Here is an 18,326-nt window from a genome sequence, read left to right on the forward strand (position 1 = left end):
GAAGGTCAGTGGCTGTGGCCTGCGTGCTCGTCCTCTTCGGCCGGCTTCTCGACCACGAGGGTTTCCGTGGTGAGCACCAGTGCCGCGATGGACGCCGCGTTGCGGAGAGCCGCACGGGTGACCTTGACCGGGTCGATGACGCCGGCGCTGATCAGGTCCTCGTACTCGCCGGTCTTGGCGTTGAAGCCCTGGTTGATGGCCGCGTCGGCCACCTTGGCGACGACGACGTAGCCGTCGAAGCCGGCATTCTGGGCGATCCAGCGCAGCGGCTGGGTCAGGGCCCGGCGGACGATGCCGACGGCGGCAGCCGCGTCACCTTCGAGGGCCTGGACGGCCGGATCCTCATCGAGCGCCTTGAGGGCGTGGATGAGGGCGGAGCCGCCGCCGGCCACGATGCCCTCTTCGAGGGCGGCGCGGGTCGAGGACACAGCGTCTTCGATGCGGTGCTTCTTTTCCTTGAGCTCCACCTCGGTGGCGGCGCCGACCTTGATGACGCCGATGCCGCCGGCCAGCTTGGCCAGGCGTTCCTGCAGCTTTTCCTTGTCCCAGTCGGAGTCGGTGCGGGTCAGCTCGGCGCGCAGCTGGGAAACCCGGGCTGCGACGTCCTCGGCCGATCCGGCGCCGTCAACGATGGTGGTGTTGTCCTTGGTGACCGTGATGCGCCGGGCGGTACCCAGCACCCCGAGGCCCACCGTGTCCAGGCTCAGGCCCAGCTCCGGGGAGACAACCTGCGCACCGGTGAGGGTGGCGATGTCCTGCAGCATGGCCTTGCGGCGGTCGCCGAAGCCCGGGGCCTTGACGGCAACAACGTTCAGGGTGCCGCGGATGCGGTTGACGATCAGCGTGGAGAGGGCCTCGCCCTCGACGTCCTCGGCGATGATGAACAGCGGCTTGGAGCTCTGCAGCGCCTTTTCCAGCAGCGGCAGGAAGTCCTGGACCGAGGAGATCTTGCCCTGGTTGATCAGGATCAGGGCGTCTTCGAGGACGGCTTCCTGGCGTTCCGCGTCGGTGACGAAGTACGGGGACAGGTAGCCCTTGTCGAACTGCATGCCCTCGGTGAGGACCAGTTCGGTCTGCGTGGTGGAGGACTCCTCGATGGTGATCACACCATCCTTGCCGACCTTGCCGAACGCCTCGGCCAGCAGCTCGCCGACCTCGTCGCTCTGGGCGGAGATGGACGCGACGTTGGCGACCTGGGTGCCTTCGACCGGGCGGGCGTTCTCCAGCAGGCGGGCAGCCACGGCCTCAACCGAGACCTCGATGCCGCGCTTGATCTGGCCGGGAGCTGCGCCGGCCGCAACGTTGCGGAGGCCTTCCTTGACCAGAGCCTGGGCCAGCACCGTGGCGGTGGTGGTGCCGTCGCCGGCAACATCGTTGGTCTTGGTGGCGACCTCCTTGGCAAGCTGCGCGCCAAGGTTCTCGTACGGGTCGTCCAGTTCGACTTCACGGGCGATGGTGACGCCGTCGTTGGTGATCGTGGGGGCGCCCCACTTCTTGTCCAGCACGACGTTGCGGCCGCGCGGGCCGAGCGTCACCTTGACCGTGTTGGCGAGCTTATCGATGCCGGCTTCAAGCGACCGGCGGGCAGCGTCGTCAAACGCAAGCTGCTTTGCCATGGTTTTGTCCTTTCAAGACAGAACCCCGCGCAACTGACCCGTCAAAGAAGGATCGGCGGCGCGGGGTCCAAGAGAGTTACTTTACGACGATCGCCAGGACGTCGCGGGCGGACAGCACGAGGTACTCGGTGCCGCCGGTCTTGACTTCAGTTCCGCCGTACTTGGAGTAGATGACAACGTCGCCGACCGTGACGTCGACCGGAACGCGGTTGCCGTTGTCGTCGAAGCGGCCGGGGCCTACTGCGACAACTTCGCCTTCCTGCGGCTTCTCCTGTGCGGAGTCCGGGATAACCAGGCCGGAAGCCGTGGTCTGCTCGGCTTCGAGCGGGCGGACAACAATACGATCCTCAAGAGGCTTAATAGAGACCGACAAGGACCTCTCCTTTTCGTCAGCAAATTCGTGGACTTTAAAGCGGTGGCGCCAAGGCATGCAGACCGTCGTCGCGGTGCCGGCAGCAGCCTGGCTGCAAAGCTTCAGGTGTTAGCACCCTCCTAGGGAGAGTGCTAATGACGACTCTATGTAAGGAGTTAGCACTCGGTCAAGGCGAGTGCCAGAAGTTCGTTCCCGGTGAACGCCGGGGAGGAGGTTTACGCCCGCCCGCCCAGGTCCTCGAAGTCCACGTCCTCGCCGTCCTCGGCGGCCCGTTCGTTCCGGTGCCGGTAGATCACCAGGGCGCCCGCCGCGGCCAGTGCGGTCCCGGCGGCCAGGAAGGCAATGCCGCCGGCGCGGACAGCGGCGTAGTTGTCGCGGATGTCCTTCGCCTCATCGGTGGCGTCCGCAATGTCCTTGCCGCCCACCGAATAGACGGTGGCGTTGAAGGAGTCCAGGAAGAAGATGATGACCAGCAGCGCGGCGCAGATCCCCGCGATCGCGATTCCGGCGATCAGCGCCGGCCGGGCGTAGCGGGCGAGCCCCCGGCGGGCGGGGCGGCCGCCGCCGTCGCCGTCCTGGGGAGCGTCGGCGTCCGGCCGGTAGTTCTCGTCCGTGCCATTGTTTGCCGTGCCGCTGTAATCCATGCCGTCAAGCCTATCGGTCGGAACGGACCGGCCGCGCCCTGAACTAGGCTTGATCCCATGGCTGACGCACCCCAGGACCAGATCGCGCCCCTTCTCAACCCCGAGGGCTGGGAGCTGCTGGCGTCGCTGGGCCCGTACCGGGAGGACGAGGCGTTCCGCCTCAACGCGTCCCTCCGGAAGGCCGGACACTCCCCCGAACTCGTCTCCGCCGTGCTCACCCAGTCGCGGCTGCGGACCAAGGCCGAGGCCAAGTTCGGCGAGTTCGCCCGGCAGATGATCTTCACCCAGGCGGGCCTTGAGCAGGCCACCCGGCTCACGGTGGCGGCCCGGCATGCGCAGCGTTTCGCGGAAGCCGGCGTGCAGCACGTGGCCGACCTGGGCTGCGGACTCGGCGCCGATGCCATGGCACTCGCGTCCCTGGACCTCCGGGTCACGGCGGTGGAAATGGATGAGACGACGGCGGCCTGCGCCACGATGAACTTGATCCCCTTCCGGAACGCCACCGTGGTCCACGCGGACGCGACGGCGGTGGACCTGGACGGGATGGACGGCGTATGGCTGGACCCGGCCCGCCGGACCACGTCCACATCTGGCACGAAGCGGATCTGGGACCCGGAGGATTTCTCCCCGCCGCTGTCCTTCGTCGAATCCCTGGCCGCCGCGGGCCTGGCCGTGGGCGTGAAGATGGGCCCTGGCATGCCGCACGATTCCGTGCCCGTGGACTGTGAAGCCCAGTGGGTCTCGGTGGGCGGGGACGTGACCGAAGTGGCGTTGTGGTTCAACGCAGTCCGGCGGCCGGGCATCCGGCGGGCGGCCCTGGTCCTGGGCCCCGCGGGGGCAGCGGAGCTCACCAGTTCCGAGGACTTCGACGGCGGCCCGGTTGCCCCGGTGGGGCCGGTGGAGGGGTACCTCTACGAGCCTGACGGCGCCGTCATCCGCGCGGGGCTGGTGGCCGACGTCGCCCTCCAGCTGGGCGGGCACCTGGTGGACGAACACATCGCCTACATCTGCGCCCCGGAACTGCACGACTCGCCGTTCGCCCGGGCCTACAAGGTGCTCGAGGTGATGCCCTACAACGTCAAGGCCCTCAAGGCCTGGGTGAAGGACCAGGGCATCGGCGTCCTGGACATCAAGAAGCGCGGCACGTCGGTCACGCCGGAGGAGCTGCGCAAACAGCTCCTCCCCTCAGGGAAGAACACAGCAGGGAAAAACACAGCAGGGAAGGCGTCGGGGAAAAGCGGCAAGAAAACGGCCACCCTGGTCCTGACCAGGATAGGCGAGGAGCGGGTGGCCGTTGTGGTGGAGCCGGTCTAGGACCGGCACCCGGTCTTTAGATTTCAGGAACCGGCGGGCTACTGGGCCCGCATGAAGTCCTCGGCCGCCCGGACCTGGGCGTCGCTGGGGCGTATCCCCGTGTACAGGACAAACTGTTCCAGCGCCTGGATGGTGGCCACTTCCGCCCCGGTGATCACGGTTTTGCCAGCCGCCCGGCCGGCCTGGACCAGCGGGGTTTCGGCCGGCAGCGCCACGACGTCGAACACCACCTTCGCGGCGTCGATCACCTCCTGCGGGAAGGACAGCGAGCCGGACTCCGGGCCGCCCGCCATGCCGATGGGGGTGACGTTGATGATCATGTCGGCTGTGGCGGAGGGTTCGACGTCGGCGCGCCAGGCGAAACCGTAGAGCCCGGCGAGCGCCCGGCCGGCTTCCTCGTTGCGCGCCACGATGGTGACGTCGCGGAACCCGGCATCGCGCAGCGCTGCCGCGGTGGCCTTGGCCATGCCGCCGGCGCCCCGCAGCAGCACCGAGTGCGACGCCGGGACAGCGTTGCGCTGCAGCAGCTGTTCGATCGCGGTGTAGTCGGTGTTGTAGGCGGTGAGCCGGCCGCCGTCGTTGACAATCGTGTTGACCGAGTCGATGGCCTTCGCGGAGGGGTCCATCACGTCCACGAGGGCGATGACATCTTCCTTGTACGGCATGGACACGGCGCAGCCGCGGATTCCGAGGCCGCGCACGCCGGCGATCGCCTGGACGAGGTCCGTGGGGGCGAAGGCCTTGTAAATCCAGTTCAGGCCCAGCTGTTCGTACAGGTGGTTGTGGAAACGCGTCCCGTTGTTGCTCGGCCGGGCCGAGAGCGAGATGCAGAGGGTCATGTCTTTATTCAGGATGGGCACCACCCCATTAAACGCCAGGCCGGCAGGTCAAGGGCGGTTTGCCGGGCCCGGCGTTTCAGCCGCAGCCGGTTCCCGGCGGCTGCGGCCCGACGGCGACCGGCAGGTTTCCGGGGGCTGTGGCATGACCGGCCAGCACGGCGGCCAGCGCGTCGAAGGCCCCCTGGCTGCGGCCGTACAGGGCGATCCTGGCCGGCGCGTCCGACTCCGCCAGCGGCCACGGCGCATCCAGCGCCACCGCCACGGCAGCGCCGTCCTCCGCTGCCGCCGTGGCGCCGCGCCCGATCAGGGAGACCAGTGGTCCCGCCCCGACACGGATGCCGGCCGTCCGCGCGGCGGCGGCAAAGCGGGCCCGGTCCTCGGCCGTGCCGCCGGTGACGCGGACGCTGGCGGGCACGATCGGCCCGCGGCACGGGCCGGCCAGCACGGTGATGGCCGCTTCGGAGACGTCGCGTGAGGTTTCGGCGCCGCTGCCCGGGGGTGTCCCCGCCCCGGCGCCGGTGCGGCCGCGCCAGATCATCATGGTGACGACGCGCTGGGCCGCCTCGGCAAGCCGTTCCGGCGGCAGGGCACCGCTGTGCAGCGCGCCGATGATCGCGGCGTGGGCCGATTCCACGTTCACGGGCATCAGGAGCAGGTCGGCGCCGGCGGCCAGGGCCAGCGGCGCGGCAGAGTCATTGGGGTACCGGTCCTTGACCGCGGCCATGTTGAGGGCGTCGGTGACGGCGACGCCCTGGAACCCCATCCTCCGCAGTTCCGCGTAGGCCGCCGGGGACACCGAGGCGGGCACTCCGGCCTGCAGCGCGGGGACATCGATGTGCCCGGCCATGACCATCGGCAGGCCGGCGTCGATGGCGGCCTGGAAGGGCACCAGGTCCCGGGCCCGGAGCTGGTCCAGGCTTGCGCCCTGGACGGGCAGCCCGGCGTGGGAATCCACGGTGACCGAGCCGTGGCCGGGAAAGTGCTTCGCGGCGGGCAGGAGCCCGGCGGCCAGCATCCCCTGCGAGAAGGCAACGCCGAAGCCTGACGCCGCGCCGGCGTCGCCGGACATGGACCGGGCGCCGATGGTGGGGTCGGCCGGGCCCATGGTGACGTCGGAGGCCGGGGCGAAGTTCGTGTTGAAGCCGAGGCCCGCCAGTTCGGCGGCCATTGCCTGGCCGCCGGCACCCGCGAGGGGTCCGCTGCCGGCCGCGCCGTAGCTCATCGGGGCTGGCCACTCGGTCAGCGGCGCCCGCAGCCGGGCCACCACGCCGCCTTCCTGGTCGACGCCCACCAGGCCGGGCCACCAGCGCCCGCCGGACCGCGCCGCGGCCTGGAGCCGGCTGGTGACGCCGTGCATCGCCGCGGTGTCCACCGTGCCATCCGGTGTTCCCGGGACGTTGTCCCCCATGATGATGGACCCGGCCAGCTGCAGGCGCTCGATGACGTCCGCCTGCGCCCTGTGGTCCCGCCCGCGGTAGAACGGCATCAGAACCTGCCCCGCCTGCTGCTCGGGGGACATCGCTGCCACCGCCCGCGCCGCGGCGTTCGCGTCCCGCTGCTGCGGGCCCCAGCCGAGCGGACGGGTTCCGGCGCGGGGCAGGCCGTCGGGGATGTCGGGGGTGTCAGCTCCCCCGGGGGCTTCGGGCGGGTGCCCGGAAGGGGCTGCCGGGGCTGGCGGGGCCGTCGGGGCTGTTCGGGCGGGGTCGTTGGCACTTCCCCCGGGATCCGCCGTCGGAGGCCCGGAGCAGGAGGCGGTTCCGATGACGAGTCCCAGAACCGCCGTCAGGGCCGCCCCTATCCGGAGTCTTTTGTGAACACTGTCACGGGTTCGCTGCAATCTGGCCACCGGTTCGATGCTACCCCTGCACTAGACTTGGACCACCGTTGCCCCGCCGGTTGTCCGGCGGATCCCCCCATGGCGCAGCCGGCTCAGGCACGGACATCGACAGCTGAACAATGAAGGGACCACATGAAGATTGATTTCGCTTCATCCAGGCAATCAACTCTTGGTGTGGAATGGGAACTGGCCCTCGTCGACGCGGAAACGGGCGAGCTGGCCTCCGTGGCGCAGGAAGTGCTCCGCGGCGTGGCCGCCGCGCATCCCGAACTCAATGAGGATGACGAGCACCCCCACATCAAGCAGGAACTGCTGCTGAACACCGTGGAACTCGTCACCGGCATCTGCACCACGGTTGCGGAAGCGAAAGCTGACCTGCTCAGTTCGCTCCAGGCGGTGCGGGACGTCACCGACCCCATGGGCGTGGAGGTGTTCTGCGCCGGCAGCCACCCCTTCAGCCCGCCGCAGCTGCAGCCTGTGACGGACAAGGAGCGCTACGCCAAGCTCATTGATCGCACGCAGTGGTGGGGCCGCCAGATGGTGATCTACGGCGTCCACGTCCATGTGGGCCTGGACAGCCGGGACAAGGTCCTTCCGGTACTGGACGGCCTGGTCAACTACTTCCCGCAGTTCCAGGCACTGTCCGCCTCCAGCCCGTTCTGGGGCGGGGAGGACACCGGCTACGCCTCGCAGCGCGCGCTGATGTTCCAGCAGCTGCCCACCGCCGGGCTGCCGTTCCAGTTCGCCCGCTGGGAAGACTTCGAGGCGTACGCCCAGGACATGTTCACCACCGGCGTGATCGACGCGCTCTCCGAGATCCGCTGGGACATCCGCCCGGTCCCGAACCTGGGCACCATCGAGATGCGCATCTGCGACGGCCTGTCCACGCTGGAGGAAGTGGGCGCCATCGCCGCCCTGACGCAGTGCCTGGTGGACGAGTTCTCCACCACCCTGGACAATGGCGGCACCATCCCCACCATGCCGCCGTGGCATGTGCAGGAGAACAAGTGGCGCGCGGCCCGCTACGGGCTGGACGCCATCATCATCCTCGACGCCGCCGGCAATGAGCAGCTGGTCACCGACCATATCCGCGAGACGGTGGCGCGGCTGGAGCCGGTCGCGGCGAAGCTGGGCTGCACCGCGGAGCTGGCCGACGTCCTGAAGATCATCGAGCGCGGCGCCGGGTACCAGCGGCAGCGGCGCGTTGCGGCGGAGCACGGCGGCGACCTGCGCGCCGTCGTACTGGACCTGGTGGAGCAGATGCGCAAAGGCCCCCAGGCCTGAATCTGCCGCCTGAATCCGGCGTCCGGCCCCGCCTGCCTCAGGCCGAGACGGTGGTGACCGGCAGCGAGGAATCCGGGGCGAAGCCGATGCCGCTCGGGGCAACCCCCGCCATCACCAGCTGCGCGCCGAGCGCCGCGACCATGGCGCCGTTGTCGGTGCAGAGGGCCAGCGGCGGGACGGTCAGCCGGATCCCGGCGGCGGTGCAGCGCTGTTCCGTGAGCTGGCGCAGCCGCGAATTCGCCGCCACCCCGCCGCCCAGCAGCAGCTCGGTGATGCCGTTCTCCCGGCACGCCAGCACCGCCTTGGACGTGATGATGTCCACCACGGCCTCCTGGAACGCGGCGGCGATGTCGGCCACCGGCACCTCCTCGCCGCGGGCCTCGAACTGCTCCACGCAGCGCGCGACGGCGGTCTTGAGTCCGCTGAACGACCAGTCGTAGCGGTGCGGGCCGGGTTCCTCCGCGGTCCCCATGTACTTGGGCTGGCTGAGGCCCCGCGGGAAGCGGATGGCCTTGGCGTTGCCGGTGCGTGCCAGCTTGTCGATCGCGGGGCCGCCCGGGTAGCCCAGGCCCAGGAGCCGGGCCACCTTGTCGTACGCTTCGCCGGCGGCGTCATCGATGGTGGACCCGAGCAGCTCAACGTCCCCGGTGATGTTCCGGACCCGCAGGATTTCGGTGTGGCCGCCGGAGACCAGCAGGGCGCCCAGATTCTCCGGCAGGGCGGCGGACGCCGGCCGGCCGCCGTCGTCCGTCTCAAGCAGCCCGACGCCGACGTGCGCGACGAGGTGGTTGATGGCGTAGAGCGGTTTGCCGGTGGCGACGGCGAGAGCCTTGGCGGCGCAGACGCCCACCATCAGGGCACCCGCCAGGCCCGGTCCGGAGGTGACGGCAATCGCGTCGATGTCCTCCAGGGTCACGCCGGCCTCCGCCAGCGCCTCGCGGAGCGTGGGGACGAACGCGTCCAGGTGTGCGCGGGAGGCGATTTCCGGGATCACGCCGCCGAACCGGACGTGTTCCTCCATGGAGGAGGAGACCGTATTGGTCAGCAGCTCCGTCCCGCGGACAATCCCGACGCCGGTCTCGTCGCAGGAGGATTCGATGCCGAGGACCAGCGGCTGGCCTGGCTGGGAGTGGGTCATGGGCGGTCTGCTTCCCTCGGCGTCGTGTCGGGTTCGGAGGCTCCTGTTTCCGGGGCGCCTGGTTCGGGGGCGGCTGTTTCAGGGGCGCCAAGGCGCAGCCGCATGATCAGCGCGTCGACGCCGTCGCGGTAGTAGCGGGGCCGGACATGGATCTGTTCAAAGCCGTAGCGGTGGTAGAGCTGCTGGGCACGCGGATTGTCGGCCCGGACTTCCAGCAGCACGTCCTCGGCCCGGCGCAGCCTGCTTTCCCCGATGAGTTCGGTGAGCAGTGCTGAGCCGATGCCCCGGCCTTCCTCTTCGGGCACGACGGCGATGGTCTGGACGTCCGCGATGGGGCGGATGCACATCAGCCCCGCGTAGCCCACGATCTGCCCGGACCGTTCGGCCACGACGTAGTGCCGGGTTTCTGCCTGTGCGAGCTCGGCCACGAACATCTGCAGCGGCCACGCGTCCACCGGGAACAGCCGGCACTCGAGTTCGTGCACGGCGGGGATGTCCGCCGCGGTCATCCCGCGCAGCGCCACCCCGGCGGGCAGCCGGGCCGTTCCGGCGGCGGTCACAGGGCACGCTTCCGCGGACCGGGCACCTGGGCGTCGGACTCGCGCAGGTACAGCGGTGTGGACTCGAGCAGCTGCTCCCCCGCAGCGAGCCGGGCGAGGGCAAACTGGCCCAGCGACAGGGCCTCCGGCTGGCTGGCGCTGAATTCAGGGACTGCCTTGACGACGTCGGCGTAGAGACCGGCGCCGGCACCGTAGACGGGAAGGTCCGGAAGGTCCGCCGCGAAGCCGACGTGCGGGCCGTCCACCAGCCGCGGCAGCTGCCCGGCGGTAAGGGCATACCGGGCCCAGTAGACCTCTTTCCGGCGGGCATCCGTGGCCACGATGAACTCCGGTGCGGCGTCGGTGGACTCCGCCACCTCCAGGGCGATGGCATCCAGGCTCATGACGCCGTAGAGCGGTTTGCCCCAGACGAACGCCAGGGTGCGTGCGGTCACGATGCCCGAACGCAGCCCGGTGAACGGTCCCGGGCCCACCCCGGTGACCAGGGCATCGACGTCGTCGCCGGTGAGGCCGGCCTCCGCGAGGAGCTCCTCGATGCCGGGCGCCAGCACCTCGGCGTGGCTCCGGGTGTCCTCGGTGGCGAAGCTGCCCACCAGGGATTCCGGGGTGTCGTCGGAGACCAGCGCGGCGCTGGCCACGGCCGAGGTGTCAATGGCGAGGATCAGCATCAGTGCCCTTCCATACGGTGGTGCCGGGGGTCGGCTGCGGGTGCCGGCTCGGGAGGCAGCGCCGCCGGCGGCTGCACCCAGCGGGGGCCGAAGCCGCGGATCACAATGGTGCGGGGTTCGTCGTCGTCCTCGGTGTCAAAGTCCAGCACGGCCGTGCCGTCGGCGGGCGCCTCCCCGCCGGGTCCGCCGGCGTCGCTGACCTCAGGACTGCTGCCGCCGAGGCTCCGGAGCAGGTCCACTTCCAGCCGGCTCTCGCTGAGGTGTTCCACGCGGCCCCGGCCCCACTCCACCACGGTCACGGCGCTGTCCATGGTGTTTTCCAGGTCGATGTCATCGATTTCCGACGCCGAGCCAAGCCGGTACGCGTCCACGTGCACCAAGTCCGGGCCGCCCGGCCGGGGACCGTCGGGCAGGTTCGGGTGGATGCGGACCAGCACAAAAGTGGGCGAAATGATGCCGGCGCGGACCCCCAGGCCCTCCCCCAGGCCCTGGGTGAAGGTGGTCTTCCCTGCCCCCAGCTCACCGGTGAGGACCAGCAGGTCCCCCGCCTGCAGCTGGCCGCCGAGTGCCGCCGCCAGGGCGTGCGTCTGGTCCGCGGTCCGGACGTGCAGGGTCCGTTCCCAGGCTGCCTGGCTCACGGGCGCGGCCCGTCGCTGGCGGGGTCTTCGTTGATGTAGCGCCGCGGTACGCGGGGGCTGATCCGGGTGACGATCTCGTAGTTGTTGGTGCCGGCCGCGCGGGCCCAGTCGTCTGCGGTGGGCCCGCCGTCGGCGCCGTCGCCAAACAGCACTGCTTCGGCACCGAGCACGCTGCGCCCGCCGGCGGAAACGTTGAGCGGGCCGAGGTCGATCACCATCTGGTCCATCGCGATGCGGCCCACCACGGGGTAGGTCACGCCGTCCACGCGGACCGGGCCTCCGGTGGCGATCCGGGGGACGCCGTCGGCATAGCCCAGCGGGATAAGGCCCAGGGTGCTGGTGCTGCCGGTGCGGTAGTTCAGGCCGTAGGAGACGCCCTGCCCGGCCGGGACGTCCTTGCAGTGCGACACCACGGTGCGGATCGTCATGGCGGGGCGGAGGCCCAGCTCGTCCGGGCTCTGCCCCTCAAACGGCGACAGGCCGTAGAGGCCCAGCCCGGTGCGGACCAGGTCAAAATGTGTGTCCGGCCGGGACAGGGTGGCCGGGGTGTTGGCGAGGTGCCGCACTTCCGGGTCCACGCCGGCGTCCTGGGCGATCGCGAGGGCCTCCCGGAAGGCCGCGAGCTGCTCGTCGGTTTCCGGGCGGTCGGGTTCGTCGGCGACGGCAAGGTGCGAGAAGACCCCCACCACCCGCAGCAGGCCCTGGTCCTGGTATTCCATGGCCTCGCCCACCAGGCTGTCCCAGGCGTCCATGGTGGCCCCGTTGCGGCCCAGACCGGTGTCCACCTTGAGGTGCACCCGGGCCGGCCGTTCCTGTTCGCGGGCGGCCGCGACGATGTTCCGCAGTTCCCAGCCCGAGCAGCCGATGTCGATCCCGGCGGCCACTGCGGCGGCGAAGTTGCTCTCCGGGGTGTGCAGCCAGGCCAGGAGCGGGGCGTCGATGCCCGCGGCGCGCAGGGCCAGTGCCTCGGAAATGTGGGCGGTTCCCAGCCAGTTGGCTCCGGCGCTGAGCGCTGCGCGGGCCACCGGAACGGCGCCGTGGCCGTAGGCGTCGGCCTTGACCACCGCCATCACCTGCGCCGGCGACGCCACCGCAGCGAGGCGGCGGACGTTGTGCCGGATGGCCGCGAGGTCGATGACCGCGGAGCGTTCTTCGGCGTAGGCTGCCGGAGCCTCGGGGACGGTCGGGAGGTCACCTGTTGCTGCTGGGTAAGTCACTCAACGATTCTAGGGGTGGCATGGCGCGGGGCTTAATTCGGCCCGGGCGCAGCCTGCCCGCCGCCACGGGACATGCCCAATCTTCGCGGCCACCAACGGGCATAGTGGCATCATGTCCGCTCCCCGCCCCGCAGACAGGGCATGCCCCCTGGCCACCCGCACCACGGCACAACCCCTCCACGGGACATGCCCATTCTTCGCGACCAGCACCGGGCATAGTGGCATCATGTCCGCTCTCTGACTCACAGGGAGGGCATGTCCAGTGGGGGGCTACGCGTCGGAAAGGTGCGCGATGGTCGCCGTCGCCCGGCGCTGCGCTTCCTGCGGCACGTCGCGGATGATGTCCTCGAGGAAACGGTAGCGCCGGAGCCACTGGCTGCCCTGCCGTTCCTTCCGGGCGTTGGCGCGCTGCCACCAGTCGGCGATGTCGCCCCAGCCCGGGGCCGCCAGCGAACCGCCCACCTCCTGCACGGCGAGCGCCGCGCACAGGTTGGCGAACCGCAGCCGGTCGCCGAGCGGCCACCCGGCCAGGCACCCGACGATGAACGCGGCCCCGAAGCAGTCCCCGGCGCCCGTCGGATCGTACGCGGACACCGGCAGCGACGGCACCCACTCCTCTTCGCCGGTCTCGGAGTCCACGGCCATCGCCCCCTGGGCCCCCAGGGTCACCACGGCCACCGGCACCCGGTCCGCCAGTGCGTAGAGGGCCGCCCACGGATTGTCGTGACCGGTGAAGGCCATCGCCTCGTGCTGGTTCGGCATGAAGGCGTGGAAGTACCGCAGGTTATCCAGCCGGGCCGAGGACCACGCACCGGTCGGATCCCAGCCGACGTCACCGAACAGCCGCACCCCCGCCTTGTGCGCATCGAGCGCCCACGGTTCCACTTCCTCGCCAAGCTCGGCCACCGCGGCGAGGGCCGACGGCGGGCAGCCGATCAGCTCGCTGGACGTTACCGGGGCCGCGTGCCCGTGGGTCACCATGGACCGGTCGTGGTCCACGCTGAGGGACACCGTCACCGGGGAATGCCAGCCCGCCACCCGCCGGGACAGGGACAGGTCCACGTGCTCCTGCACCGCCAGGATCTTCCAGTTGTAGTCGCCGTAGCCATCATCGCCGAACGCGGCCGCCAGCCCGGTCCGCAGGCCCAGCCGGGCCGCGGCGATCGCCTGGTTCGCCACGCCGCCCGGGCAGCTGCCCATCCCGTCGCTCCAGATTTCGGTCCCGGCGACGGGCGCGTGGGGCAGGCCGGTGAAGATGATGTCCTGGAAAACAGTCCCGGTCAGCAGCAGGTCGAAGCCCTCCGCCGCCGGAGTCCGGACGGCGGAAAGCGGGTCAAAACGCCGCGTCGGAATCGCGTCCATACCCCGCACATTACGCCGTCCGGGTAGCGCTGCAAAGGCATTCCCCGGGCCCGGCCCAGCACAGTGCATAGACTGTCGGCATGCGGCTGATGATTGCCGGCGGCGGCGGGTTCCGCGTTCCGCTGGTCTTCCGGGCACTCTGTTCAGGACCCTTCGCCGGGCTGGTCCGGGAGCTGGTGCTGTACGACGTCGATCCCGGCCGCCTCGCCGCCATCACCGCCGTCCTGGACTCCTACGCGCGGCAGGACGCGACCCCCGGCACCGCCCCCGCGGTGCGTGCCACCACGTCCCTGGCCGAGGCACTGGACGGCACCGACATGGTATTCGCCGCGATCCGCCCGGGCGGGACCGCCGGCCGGACGGCCGATGAGCGGGTGGCCCTGGACCGGGGGCTCCTGGGCCAGGAGACCACGGGGGCGGGCGGGATCTCCTACGCGCTCCGGTCCATCCCCCGCATGCTGGACCTCGCAGCCCAGATGCGGCGCCGCTGCCCCGACGCATGGCTGCTGAATTTCACCAACCCGGCCGGCATGGTCACCGAAGCCCTTATTCCGGTGCTGGGGCACAAGGTCGTCGGCATCTGTGATTCGGCCGGCGGGCTGGTGTACCGGGCGGCGGCCGCGGCCGGCGTTGAGCTGCCCGCCAACCGGCTCGACGGCGTCGGGTACTACGGCCTGAACCACCTGGGCTGGCTGTACCGCCTGGAGTCCGGCGGCAGGGACGTGCTGCCCGGGCTGCTTGCAGACGCCGAGGCGCTGGCGGGCTTCGAGGAGGGGCGGCTGTTCCCGCAGCGCTTCCTCGCGGACCTGGGGTGCCTGCCCAACGAGTACCTCTATTACTACTACGAGACGGGGCAGGCCCTGGCAGGTATCCGGTCCTCCCCCACCACGCGCGGCGAATCGATCGACCGGCAGCAGGCCGAACTCTATCCGCGGCTCGCGGCCGCCGGGCGGCAGGCCTACCCGCTGTGGGACGCGGCGCGCCGCTCCCGCGAGGAGGGCTATCTCGCCGAGGCCCGGCAGGCCGGCGAGCGCCGGGATGAGACGGACCTGGCCGGCGGCGGCTACGAGCGTGTGGCCCTCGCGGCCATGCGGGCGCTCTCCGGCGGCGGCCCGGCCGAGCTGATCCTGAACACCCGCAACACCGCAGCCGACGGCGGCCCCGGCACCGGCGTCGCGGGTCCCGACGACGGCGGCCCCGGCCCGGGCGCCGCGGCGGCCATCCCGGGACTGCCCGCGGATGCCGTCGTCGAGGTTCCCTGCCGGGTGACCTCCGGCGGTGTCGAGCCCCTGCGGCAGGACCGCCCGGCGCCGGCGCAGCTGGCCCTGCTCCGGCAGGTCAAGGACGTCGAGCGGCTCGTCGTGACAGCCGCAAGCCGCAGGCCCGGCACCACGGGACCGGACCGCCGGGCAGCGGCCCTGGCGGCGTTCGCCGGGCACCCCCTGGCCGGCCCCGGGGACCTCGCGCGGCAGCTGCTGGCCGGGTACGAGGCGGCGTTCCCGGAACTGCAGGAGCTTTTCCGGGACTGACGGGGCCCGCTCAGGAAGCACCGGCCCGGGCCTGTGACCGGCGCCGCCCGCCCGCCTCTGAACCGGCGCGGCGTTCAGGAGTAGTGTTTGATCGAATGCAGTTCCGGCAGTGTAAGAACGGACATGTCCCCCGGGACCTGTCCGAGGGAGGGAGAGAACAATGTCGCTGATCCGCCGGGTAGCGTTCCTCTCCCTGCACACCTCCCCGATGGAGCAGCCCGGGTCCGGCGACGCCGGGGGCATGAACGTCTACATCCGCGCGCTCGCCGCGGCCCTCGCCGAGACCGGCGTCGAGGTGGAAATCTTCACCCGCTCCACGTCCGCCGGCCAGGCCGCCGTCGAACATCCCTCCCCCGGCGTCTGTGTGCACAATGTCATGGCCGGGCCGCCCCGGAAGCTCCCCAAGGAGGAACTGCCCGAGCTGCTGCACAGCATGGTGGCAGAAATCGACCGGATCCGGCAGAGCCAGCCGCACGGCCGCTACGACGTGATCCATTCGCACTACTGGGTGTCCGGCGTGGCCGGACTTGAGCTCGCAACCCTGTGGGGACTGCCGCTGGTGCACACCATGCACACCATGGCGAAGGTGAAGAACCTGCTGCTGGCAGCCGGCGAGCAGCCCGAACCGCGCCGGCGCGAGGACGGCGAGCATCGCATTGTCGACGGCGCCACCCGGCTGATCGCCAACACCGGCACCGAGGCGGCGGAACTGGTCTCCCACTACAACGCGGACAACGACCGCATCGACGTGGCGCCCCCGGGCGTGGACCTGACCACGTTCACGCCGTCCTTCCGCAGCCGCGCCCGGGCCGCCCACGGGATCCCGCCGGGCCGGTTCCACCTGCTCTTCGCCGGCCGGATCCAGCGCCTCAAGGGCCCGCAGATCCTGGTCAAGGCCGCCGCCCTGCTGCGCGCCCGGCGCCCGGACATCGACCTGCAGCTGACCATTGTCGGCGCCATCAGCGGGTCCAAGGACTTCGACCTGAAAGCGCTGATCAAAGCTGCCGGAATGGACGACGTCGTCACGCACCACCCGCCGGTCAGCGCACCGGAGCTGGCGGGCTGGTACCGGTCCGCCGACGTCGTGGTGATGCCCTCCTACAGTGAGTCCTTCGGCCTGGTGGCGCTCGAGGCGCAGGCCTGCGGAACGCCCGTGGTGGCCACCAAGGTGGGCGGGCTGTCCCGTGCCGTCTTTGACGGCCGCACCGGGATGCTCGTGGAGGGGCACAAGGCCGCCGACTGGGCCGACGCCCTGGAGGCCCTGCACGACGACCCCGCCACCCGTGAGGACATGGGCCGCGCCGCCGCGCTGCACGCGCAGGAGTTCGGCTGGCAGCGGACCGCCGCCATCACGCTGGAGAGCTACCACACGGCATTGAGCCAGTATTTTGGAAACCTGACCATTCCGGTGGGCCACACGCCCGTCACCGGAACCCTGGGCCGGTAACAGCGGCCTGAAATCACTGGGCCGGACCACCCGCCGGCGCCACGAGCCAAAGGACAACGATGTCTGAACCCACGAATTCCGGATCCGCTGCCCGGAGCGCGGTTGCGCCTGCGGCGTCTGCCCTGAGCGACCTGGAGATCGCCCAGCGCGCCACGATGCGGCCGATCGAGGAGATCGCCGCGGCGGCCGGGATCAACGCCGAAGCCCTGGACTTCCACGGCCGGTACAAGGCGAAAATCGATCCGGCAAAGCTCACGGGTCCGACGGCGGGCGGCACGCGGCGCGCCCCCGGCAAGGTGGTGCTGGTCTCGGCCATGTCCCCCACCCCCGCCGGCGAAGGCAAGTCCACCACCACCGTGGGGCTGGCGGACTCCCTCGCCCGGGCCGGGCACAAGGTGATGATCGCCCTGCGGGAACCCTCCCTCGGCCCGATCCTGGGCATGAAGGGCGGAGCCACCGGCGGCGGCTACTCCCAGGTACTGCCGATGGACGAGATCAACCTGCACTTCACCGGCGACTTCCACGCCGTCACGTCGGCGAACAACGCCCTCATGGCCCTCGTGGACAACCACATCTACCAGGGCAACGAGCTGAACATCGATCCGCGCCGGATGACCTTCAAACGGGTGCTGGACATGAACGACCGGTCGCTGCGGGAGGTGGTGATCGGCCTCGGCGGCCCGACGCAGGGCATCCCCCGGCAGGACGGCTTCGACATCACCGTGGCCTCGGAAATCATGGCGGTGTTCTGCCTGGCCACGGACCTCGCCGACCTCCGGGAGCGGCTGGGCCGCATCACCTTCGGCTACACCCACGACCGGCAGCCGGTCACGGTGGCCCAGCTGGGTGTGCAGGGGGCCCTGGCCATGCTGCTCAAGGACGCCATCAAACCGAACCTGGTGCAGACCATCGCCGGGACCCCGGCGCTGGTCCACGGCGGGCCGTTCGCCAACATCGCCCACGGCTGCAACTCGCTGATCGCCACCCAGACGGCCCACAGCCTGGCGGACATCGTGGTCACCGAGGCGGGCTTCGGCGCCGACCTGGGCGCGGAGAAGTACATGGACATCAAGTCGCGCGTCGCCGACGTCGCCCCGTCCGCCGTCGTGGTGGTGGCGACCGTCCGGGCGCTGAAGATGCACGGCGGAGTCCCCAAGGACCAGCTCAAGGAGCCCAACGTGGAGGCGCTGGCGGCCGGCGTCGTCAATCTGCAGCGCCACGTGCGGAACGTGGAGAAGTTCGGCATCACCCCGGTGGTGGCGATCAACCGGTTTGGCACGGACACGAAGGAAGAGCTGGACTGGCTGCTGGACTGGTGCGCCGCGGAGGGCGTCCAGGCGGCGGTGGCCGACGTCTGGGGCCGCGGAGGCGGGGGCGACGGCGGGGACGAGCTCGCGGCGAAGGTGGCCGCAGCGATCGAGGCGCCGCACACGTTCCGGCACCTGTACCCGCTCGAAATGTCGGTGGAGGACAAGATCCGCACCATCGTGCAGGAGGTCTACGGCGCTGACGGGGTGGACTTCTCCGTCCCGGCGCTCAAGCGGCTCGCGGAGATCGAGAAGAACGGCTGGTCCGGCTTCCCGGTGTGCATGGCGAAGACCCAGTATTCCTTCAGCGACGACGCCACCAAGCTCGGTGCCCCGAAGGGGTTCACCGTGCACGTCCGCGACCTCATCCCCAAGACCGGCGCGGGCTTCATCGTGGCCCTCACCGGCGCCGTCATGACCATGCCGGGGCTGCCGAAAGTCCCGGCCGCCATGCGCATGGACGTCGACGCCGAGGGCAACCCCGTCGGCCTCTTCTGACCCTCCCGCTTGATCCATCACTTTTGGGGGCCATTCCCGCCGAATGGCCCCTACA

At 70.6% G+C, this 18,326-nt stretch carries 16 protein-coding genes; 5 read left to right on the top strand and 11 right to left on the bottom strand.

What is annotated here, in order from left to right; genetic code table 11:
• Window positions 1-5: 5 nt before the first annotated feature.
• The 3 genes from groL to ACTWQD_RS05455 all read right to left on the bottom strand — a co-directional run bounded on the left by groL (window position 6) and on the right by ACTWQD_RS05455 (window position 2,633).
• Entirely contained in the window at window positions 6-1,616 is a 1,611-nt protein-coding gene (gene groL, locus ACTWQD_RS05445; RefSeq protein ID WP_443195157.1) for a chaperonin GroEL, read from the bottom strand.
• Between the two features lie 76 nt (window positions 1,617-1,692).
• Complete coding sequence (gene groES, locus ACTWQD_RS05450; RefSeq protein ID WP_066437027.1) at window positions 1,693-1,989, bottom strand: co-chaperone GroES; 297 nt, start codon at window positions 1,987-1,989, stop codon at window positions 1,693-1,695.
• A gap of 215 nt (window positions 1,990-2,204) precedes the next feature.
• On the bottom strand, window positions 2,205-2,633 hold the full coding sequence (locus ACTWQD_RS05455; protein ID WP_443195158.1) for a hypothetical protein: 429 nt from the start codon (window positions 2,631-2,633) through the stop codon (window positions 2,205-2,207).
• A gap of 57 nt (window positions 2,634-2,690) precedes the next feature.
• Here ACTWQD_RS05455 and ACTWQD_RS05460 point away from each other — a divergent pair, with 57 nt between their 5' ends.
• Window positions 2,691-3,947 (top strand): THUMP-like domain-containing protein, encoded by a 1,257-nt coding sequence (locus ACTWQD_RS05460; RefSeq protein ID WP_443195159.1) that lies wholly within the window; start codon window positions 2,691-2,693, stop codon window positions 3,945-3,947.
• Between the two features lie 38 nt (window positions 3,948-3,985).
• Here ACTWQD_RS05460 and ACTWQD_RS05465 read toward each other — a convergent pair whose 3' ends face one another.
• Window positions 3,986-4,807: a shikimate 5-dehydrogenase gene (locus tag ACTWQD_RS05465; RefSeq protein ID WP_443195160.1), complete on the bottom strand. Its 822-nt coding sequence runs from the start codon at window positions 4,805-4,807 to the stop codon at window positions 3,986-3,988.
• 55 nt (window positions 4,808-4,862) lie between these two features.
• Window positions 4,863-6,632, bottom strand: a complete 1,770-nt coding sequence (locus ACTWQD_RS05470; protein ID WP_443195161.1) for a glycoside hydrolase family 3 N-terminal domain-containing protein — start codon at window positions 6,630-6,632, stop codon at window positions 4,863-4,865.
• Window positions 6,633-6,755: 123 nt separating this feature from the next.
• Here ACTWQD_RS05470 and ACTWQD_RS05475 point away from each other — a divergent pair, with 123 nt between their 5' ends.
• Entirely contained in the window at window positions 6,756-7,907 is a 1,152-nt protein-coding gene (locus tag ACTWQD_RS05475; RefSeq protein WP_443195162.1) for a glutamate--cysteine ligase, read from the top strand.
• Window positions 7,908-7,944: 37 nt separating this feature from the next.
• Here the strand turns inward: ACTWQD_RS05475 and tsaD are convergent, their stop codons facing one another.
• The 6 genes from tsaD to ACTWQD_RS05505 form a co-directional block, all read right to left on the bottom strand.
• Entirely contained in the window at window positions 7,945-9,045 is a 1,101-nt protein-coding gene (tsaD, locus tag ACTWQD_RS05480) for a tRNA (adenosine(37)-N6)-threonylcarbamoyltransferase complex transferase subunit TsaD (RefSeq protein ID WP_443195163.1), read from the bottom strand.
• On the bottom strand, window positions 9,042-9,554 hold the full coding sequence (rimI, locus tag ACTWQD_RS05485; protein ID WP_443195529.1) for a ribosomal protein S18-alanine N-acetyltransferase: 513 nt from the start codon (window positions 9,552-9,554) through the stop codon (window positions 9,042-9,044). The genes tsaD and rimI overlap by 4 nt, the downstream gene beginning before the upstream one ends.
• 47 nt (window positions 9,555-9,601) lie before the next feature.
• Window positions 9,602-10,273 carry a tRNA (adenosine(37)-N6)-threonylcarbamoyltransferase complex dimerization subunit type 1 TsaB gene (gene tsaB / locus ACTWQD_RS05490; RefSeq protein ID WP_443195164.1) on the bottom strand — a complete coding sequence of 224 codons (672 nt, stop codon included), beginning with the start codon at window positions 10,271-10,273 and terminating at the stop codon, window positions 9,602-9,604.
• Window positions 10,273-10,911, bottom strand: a complete 639-nt coding sequence (tsaE, locus tag ACTWQD_RS05495) for a tRNA (adenosine(37)-N6)-threonylcarbamoyltransferase complex ATPase subunit type 1 TsaE (protein ID WP_443195165.1) — start codon at window positions 10,909-10,911, stop codon at window positions 10,273-10,275. The genes tsaB and tsaE overlap by 1 nt, the downstream gene beginning before the upstream one ends.
• Entirely contained in the window at window positions 10,908-12,128 is a 1,221-nt protein-coding gene (gene alr / locus ACTWQD_RS05500; protein WP_443195166.1) for an alanine racemase, read from the bottom strand. Before alr ends, tsaE begins: the two co-directional genes overlap by 4 nt.
• 270 nt (window positions 12,129-12,398) lie before the next feature.
• On the bottom strand, window positions 12,399-13,490 hold the full coding sequence (locus tag ACTWQD_RS05505) for a PfkB family carbohydrate kinase (protein WP_443195167.1): 1,092 nt from the start codon (window positions 13,488-13,490) through the stop codon (window positions 12,399-12,401).
• An 80-nt stretch (window positions 13,491-13,570) separates the two neighbouring features.
• On the opposite strand from ACTWQD_RS05505, the gene ACTWQD_RS05510 reads away from it, so the two are divergent.
• From ACTWQD_RS05510 to ACTWQD_RS05520, 3 genes are all read left to right on the top strand, one after another.
• Window positions 13,571-15,019, top strand: a complete 1,449-nt coding sequence (locus ACTWQD_RS05510) for a family 4 glycosyl hydrolase (RefSeq protein ID WP_443195168.1) — start codon at window positions 13,571-13,573, stop codon at window positions 15,017-15,019.
• A gap of 160 nt (window positions 15,020-15,179) precedes the next feature.
• The gene (gene mshA, locus ACTWQD_RS05515) at window positions 15,180-16,466 is read left to right on the top strand and encodes a D-inositol-3-phosphate glycosyltransferase (RefSeq protein WP_443195169.1); all 1,287 of its coding nucleotides are present in this window, start codon (window positions 15,180-15,182) and stop codon (window positions 16,464-16,466) included.
• Window positions 16,467-16,525: 59 nt separating this feature from the next.
• Window positions 16,526-18,271, top strand: coding sequence for a formate--tetrahydrofolate ligase (locus ACTWQD_RS05520; RefSeq protein WP_443195170.1), 1,746 nt, complete (start codon window positions 16,526-16,528; stop codon window positions 18,269-18,271).
• Window positions 18,272-18,326: the final 55 nt, after the last annotated feature.

The organism is Pseudarthrobacter sp. 1C304 (assembly GCF_052245515.1).
Classification (GTDB): domain Bacteria; phylum Actinomycetota; class Actinomycetes; order Actinomycetales; family Micrococcaceae; genus Arthrobacter.

What these genes read in the sequence shown, in the direction of transcription:
- groL (WP_443195157.1), bottom strand. Translation starts at nt 1,616, where the DNA reads ATGGCAAAGCAGCTTGCGTTTGACGACGCTGCCCGCCGGTCGCTTGAA.
- ACTWQD_RS05455 (WP_443195158.1), bottom strand. Translation starts at nt 2,633, where the DNA reads ATGGATTACAGCGGCACGGCAAACAATGGCACGGACGAGAACTACCGG.
- ACTWQD_RS05460 (WP_443195159.1), top strand. Translation starts at nt 2,691, where the DNA reads ATGGCTGACGCACCCCAGGACCAGATCGCGCCCCTTCTCAACCCCGAG.
- ACTWQD_RS05475 (WP_443195162.1), top strand. Translation starts at nt 6,756, where the DNA reads ATGAAGATTGATTTCGCTTCATCCAGGCAATCAACTCTTGGTGTGGAA.
- tsaD (WP_443195163.1), bottom strand. Translation starts at nt 9,045, where the DNA reads ATGACCCACTCCCAGCCAGGCCAGCCGCTGGTCCTCGGCATCGAATCC.
- rimI (WP_443195529.1), bottom strand. Translation starts at nt 9,554, where the DNA reads ATGACCGCGGCGGACATCCCCGCCGTGCACGAACTCGAGTGCCGGCTG.
- tsaB (WP_443195164.1), bottom strand. Translation starts at nt 10,273, where the DNA reads ATGCTGATCCTCGCCATTGACACCTCGGCCGTGGCCAGCGCCGCGCTG.
- ACTWQD_RS05505 (WP_443195167.1), bottom strand. Translation starts at nt 13,490, where the DNA reads ATGGACGCGATTCCGACGCGGCGTTTTGACCCGCTTTCCGCCGTCCGG.
- ACTWQD_RS05510 (WP_443195168.1), top strand. Translation starts at nt 13,571, where the DNA reads ATGCGGCTGATGATTGCCGGCGGCGGCGGGTTCCGCGTTCCGCTGGTC.
- mshA (WP_443195169.1), top strand. Translation starts at nt 15,180, where the DNA reads ATGTCGCTGATCCGCCGGGTAGCGTTCCTCTCCCTGCACACCTCCCCG.
- ACTWQD_RS05520 (WP_443195170.1), top strand. Translation starts at nt 16,526, where the DNA reads ATGTCTGAACCCACGAATTCCGGATCCGCTGCCCGGAGCGCGGTTGCG.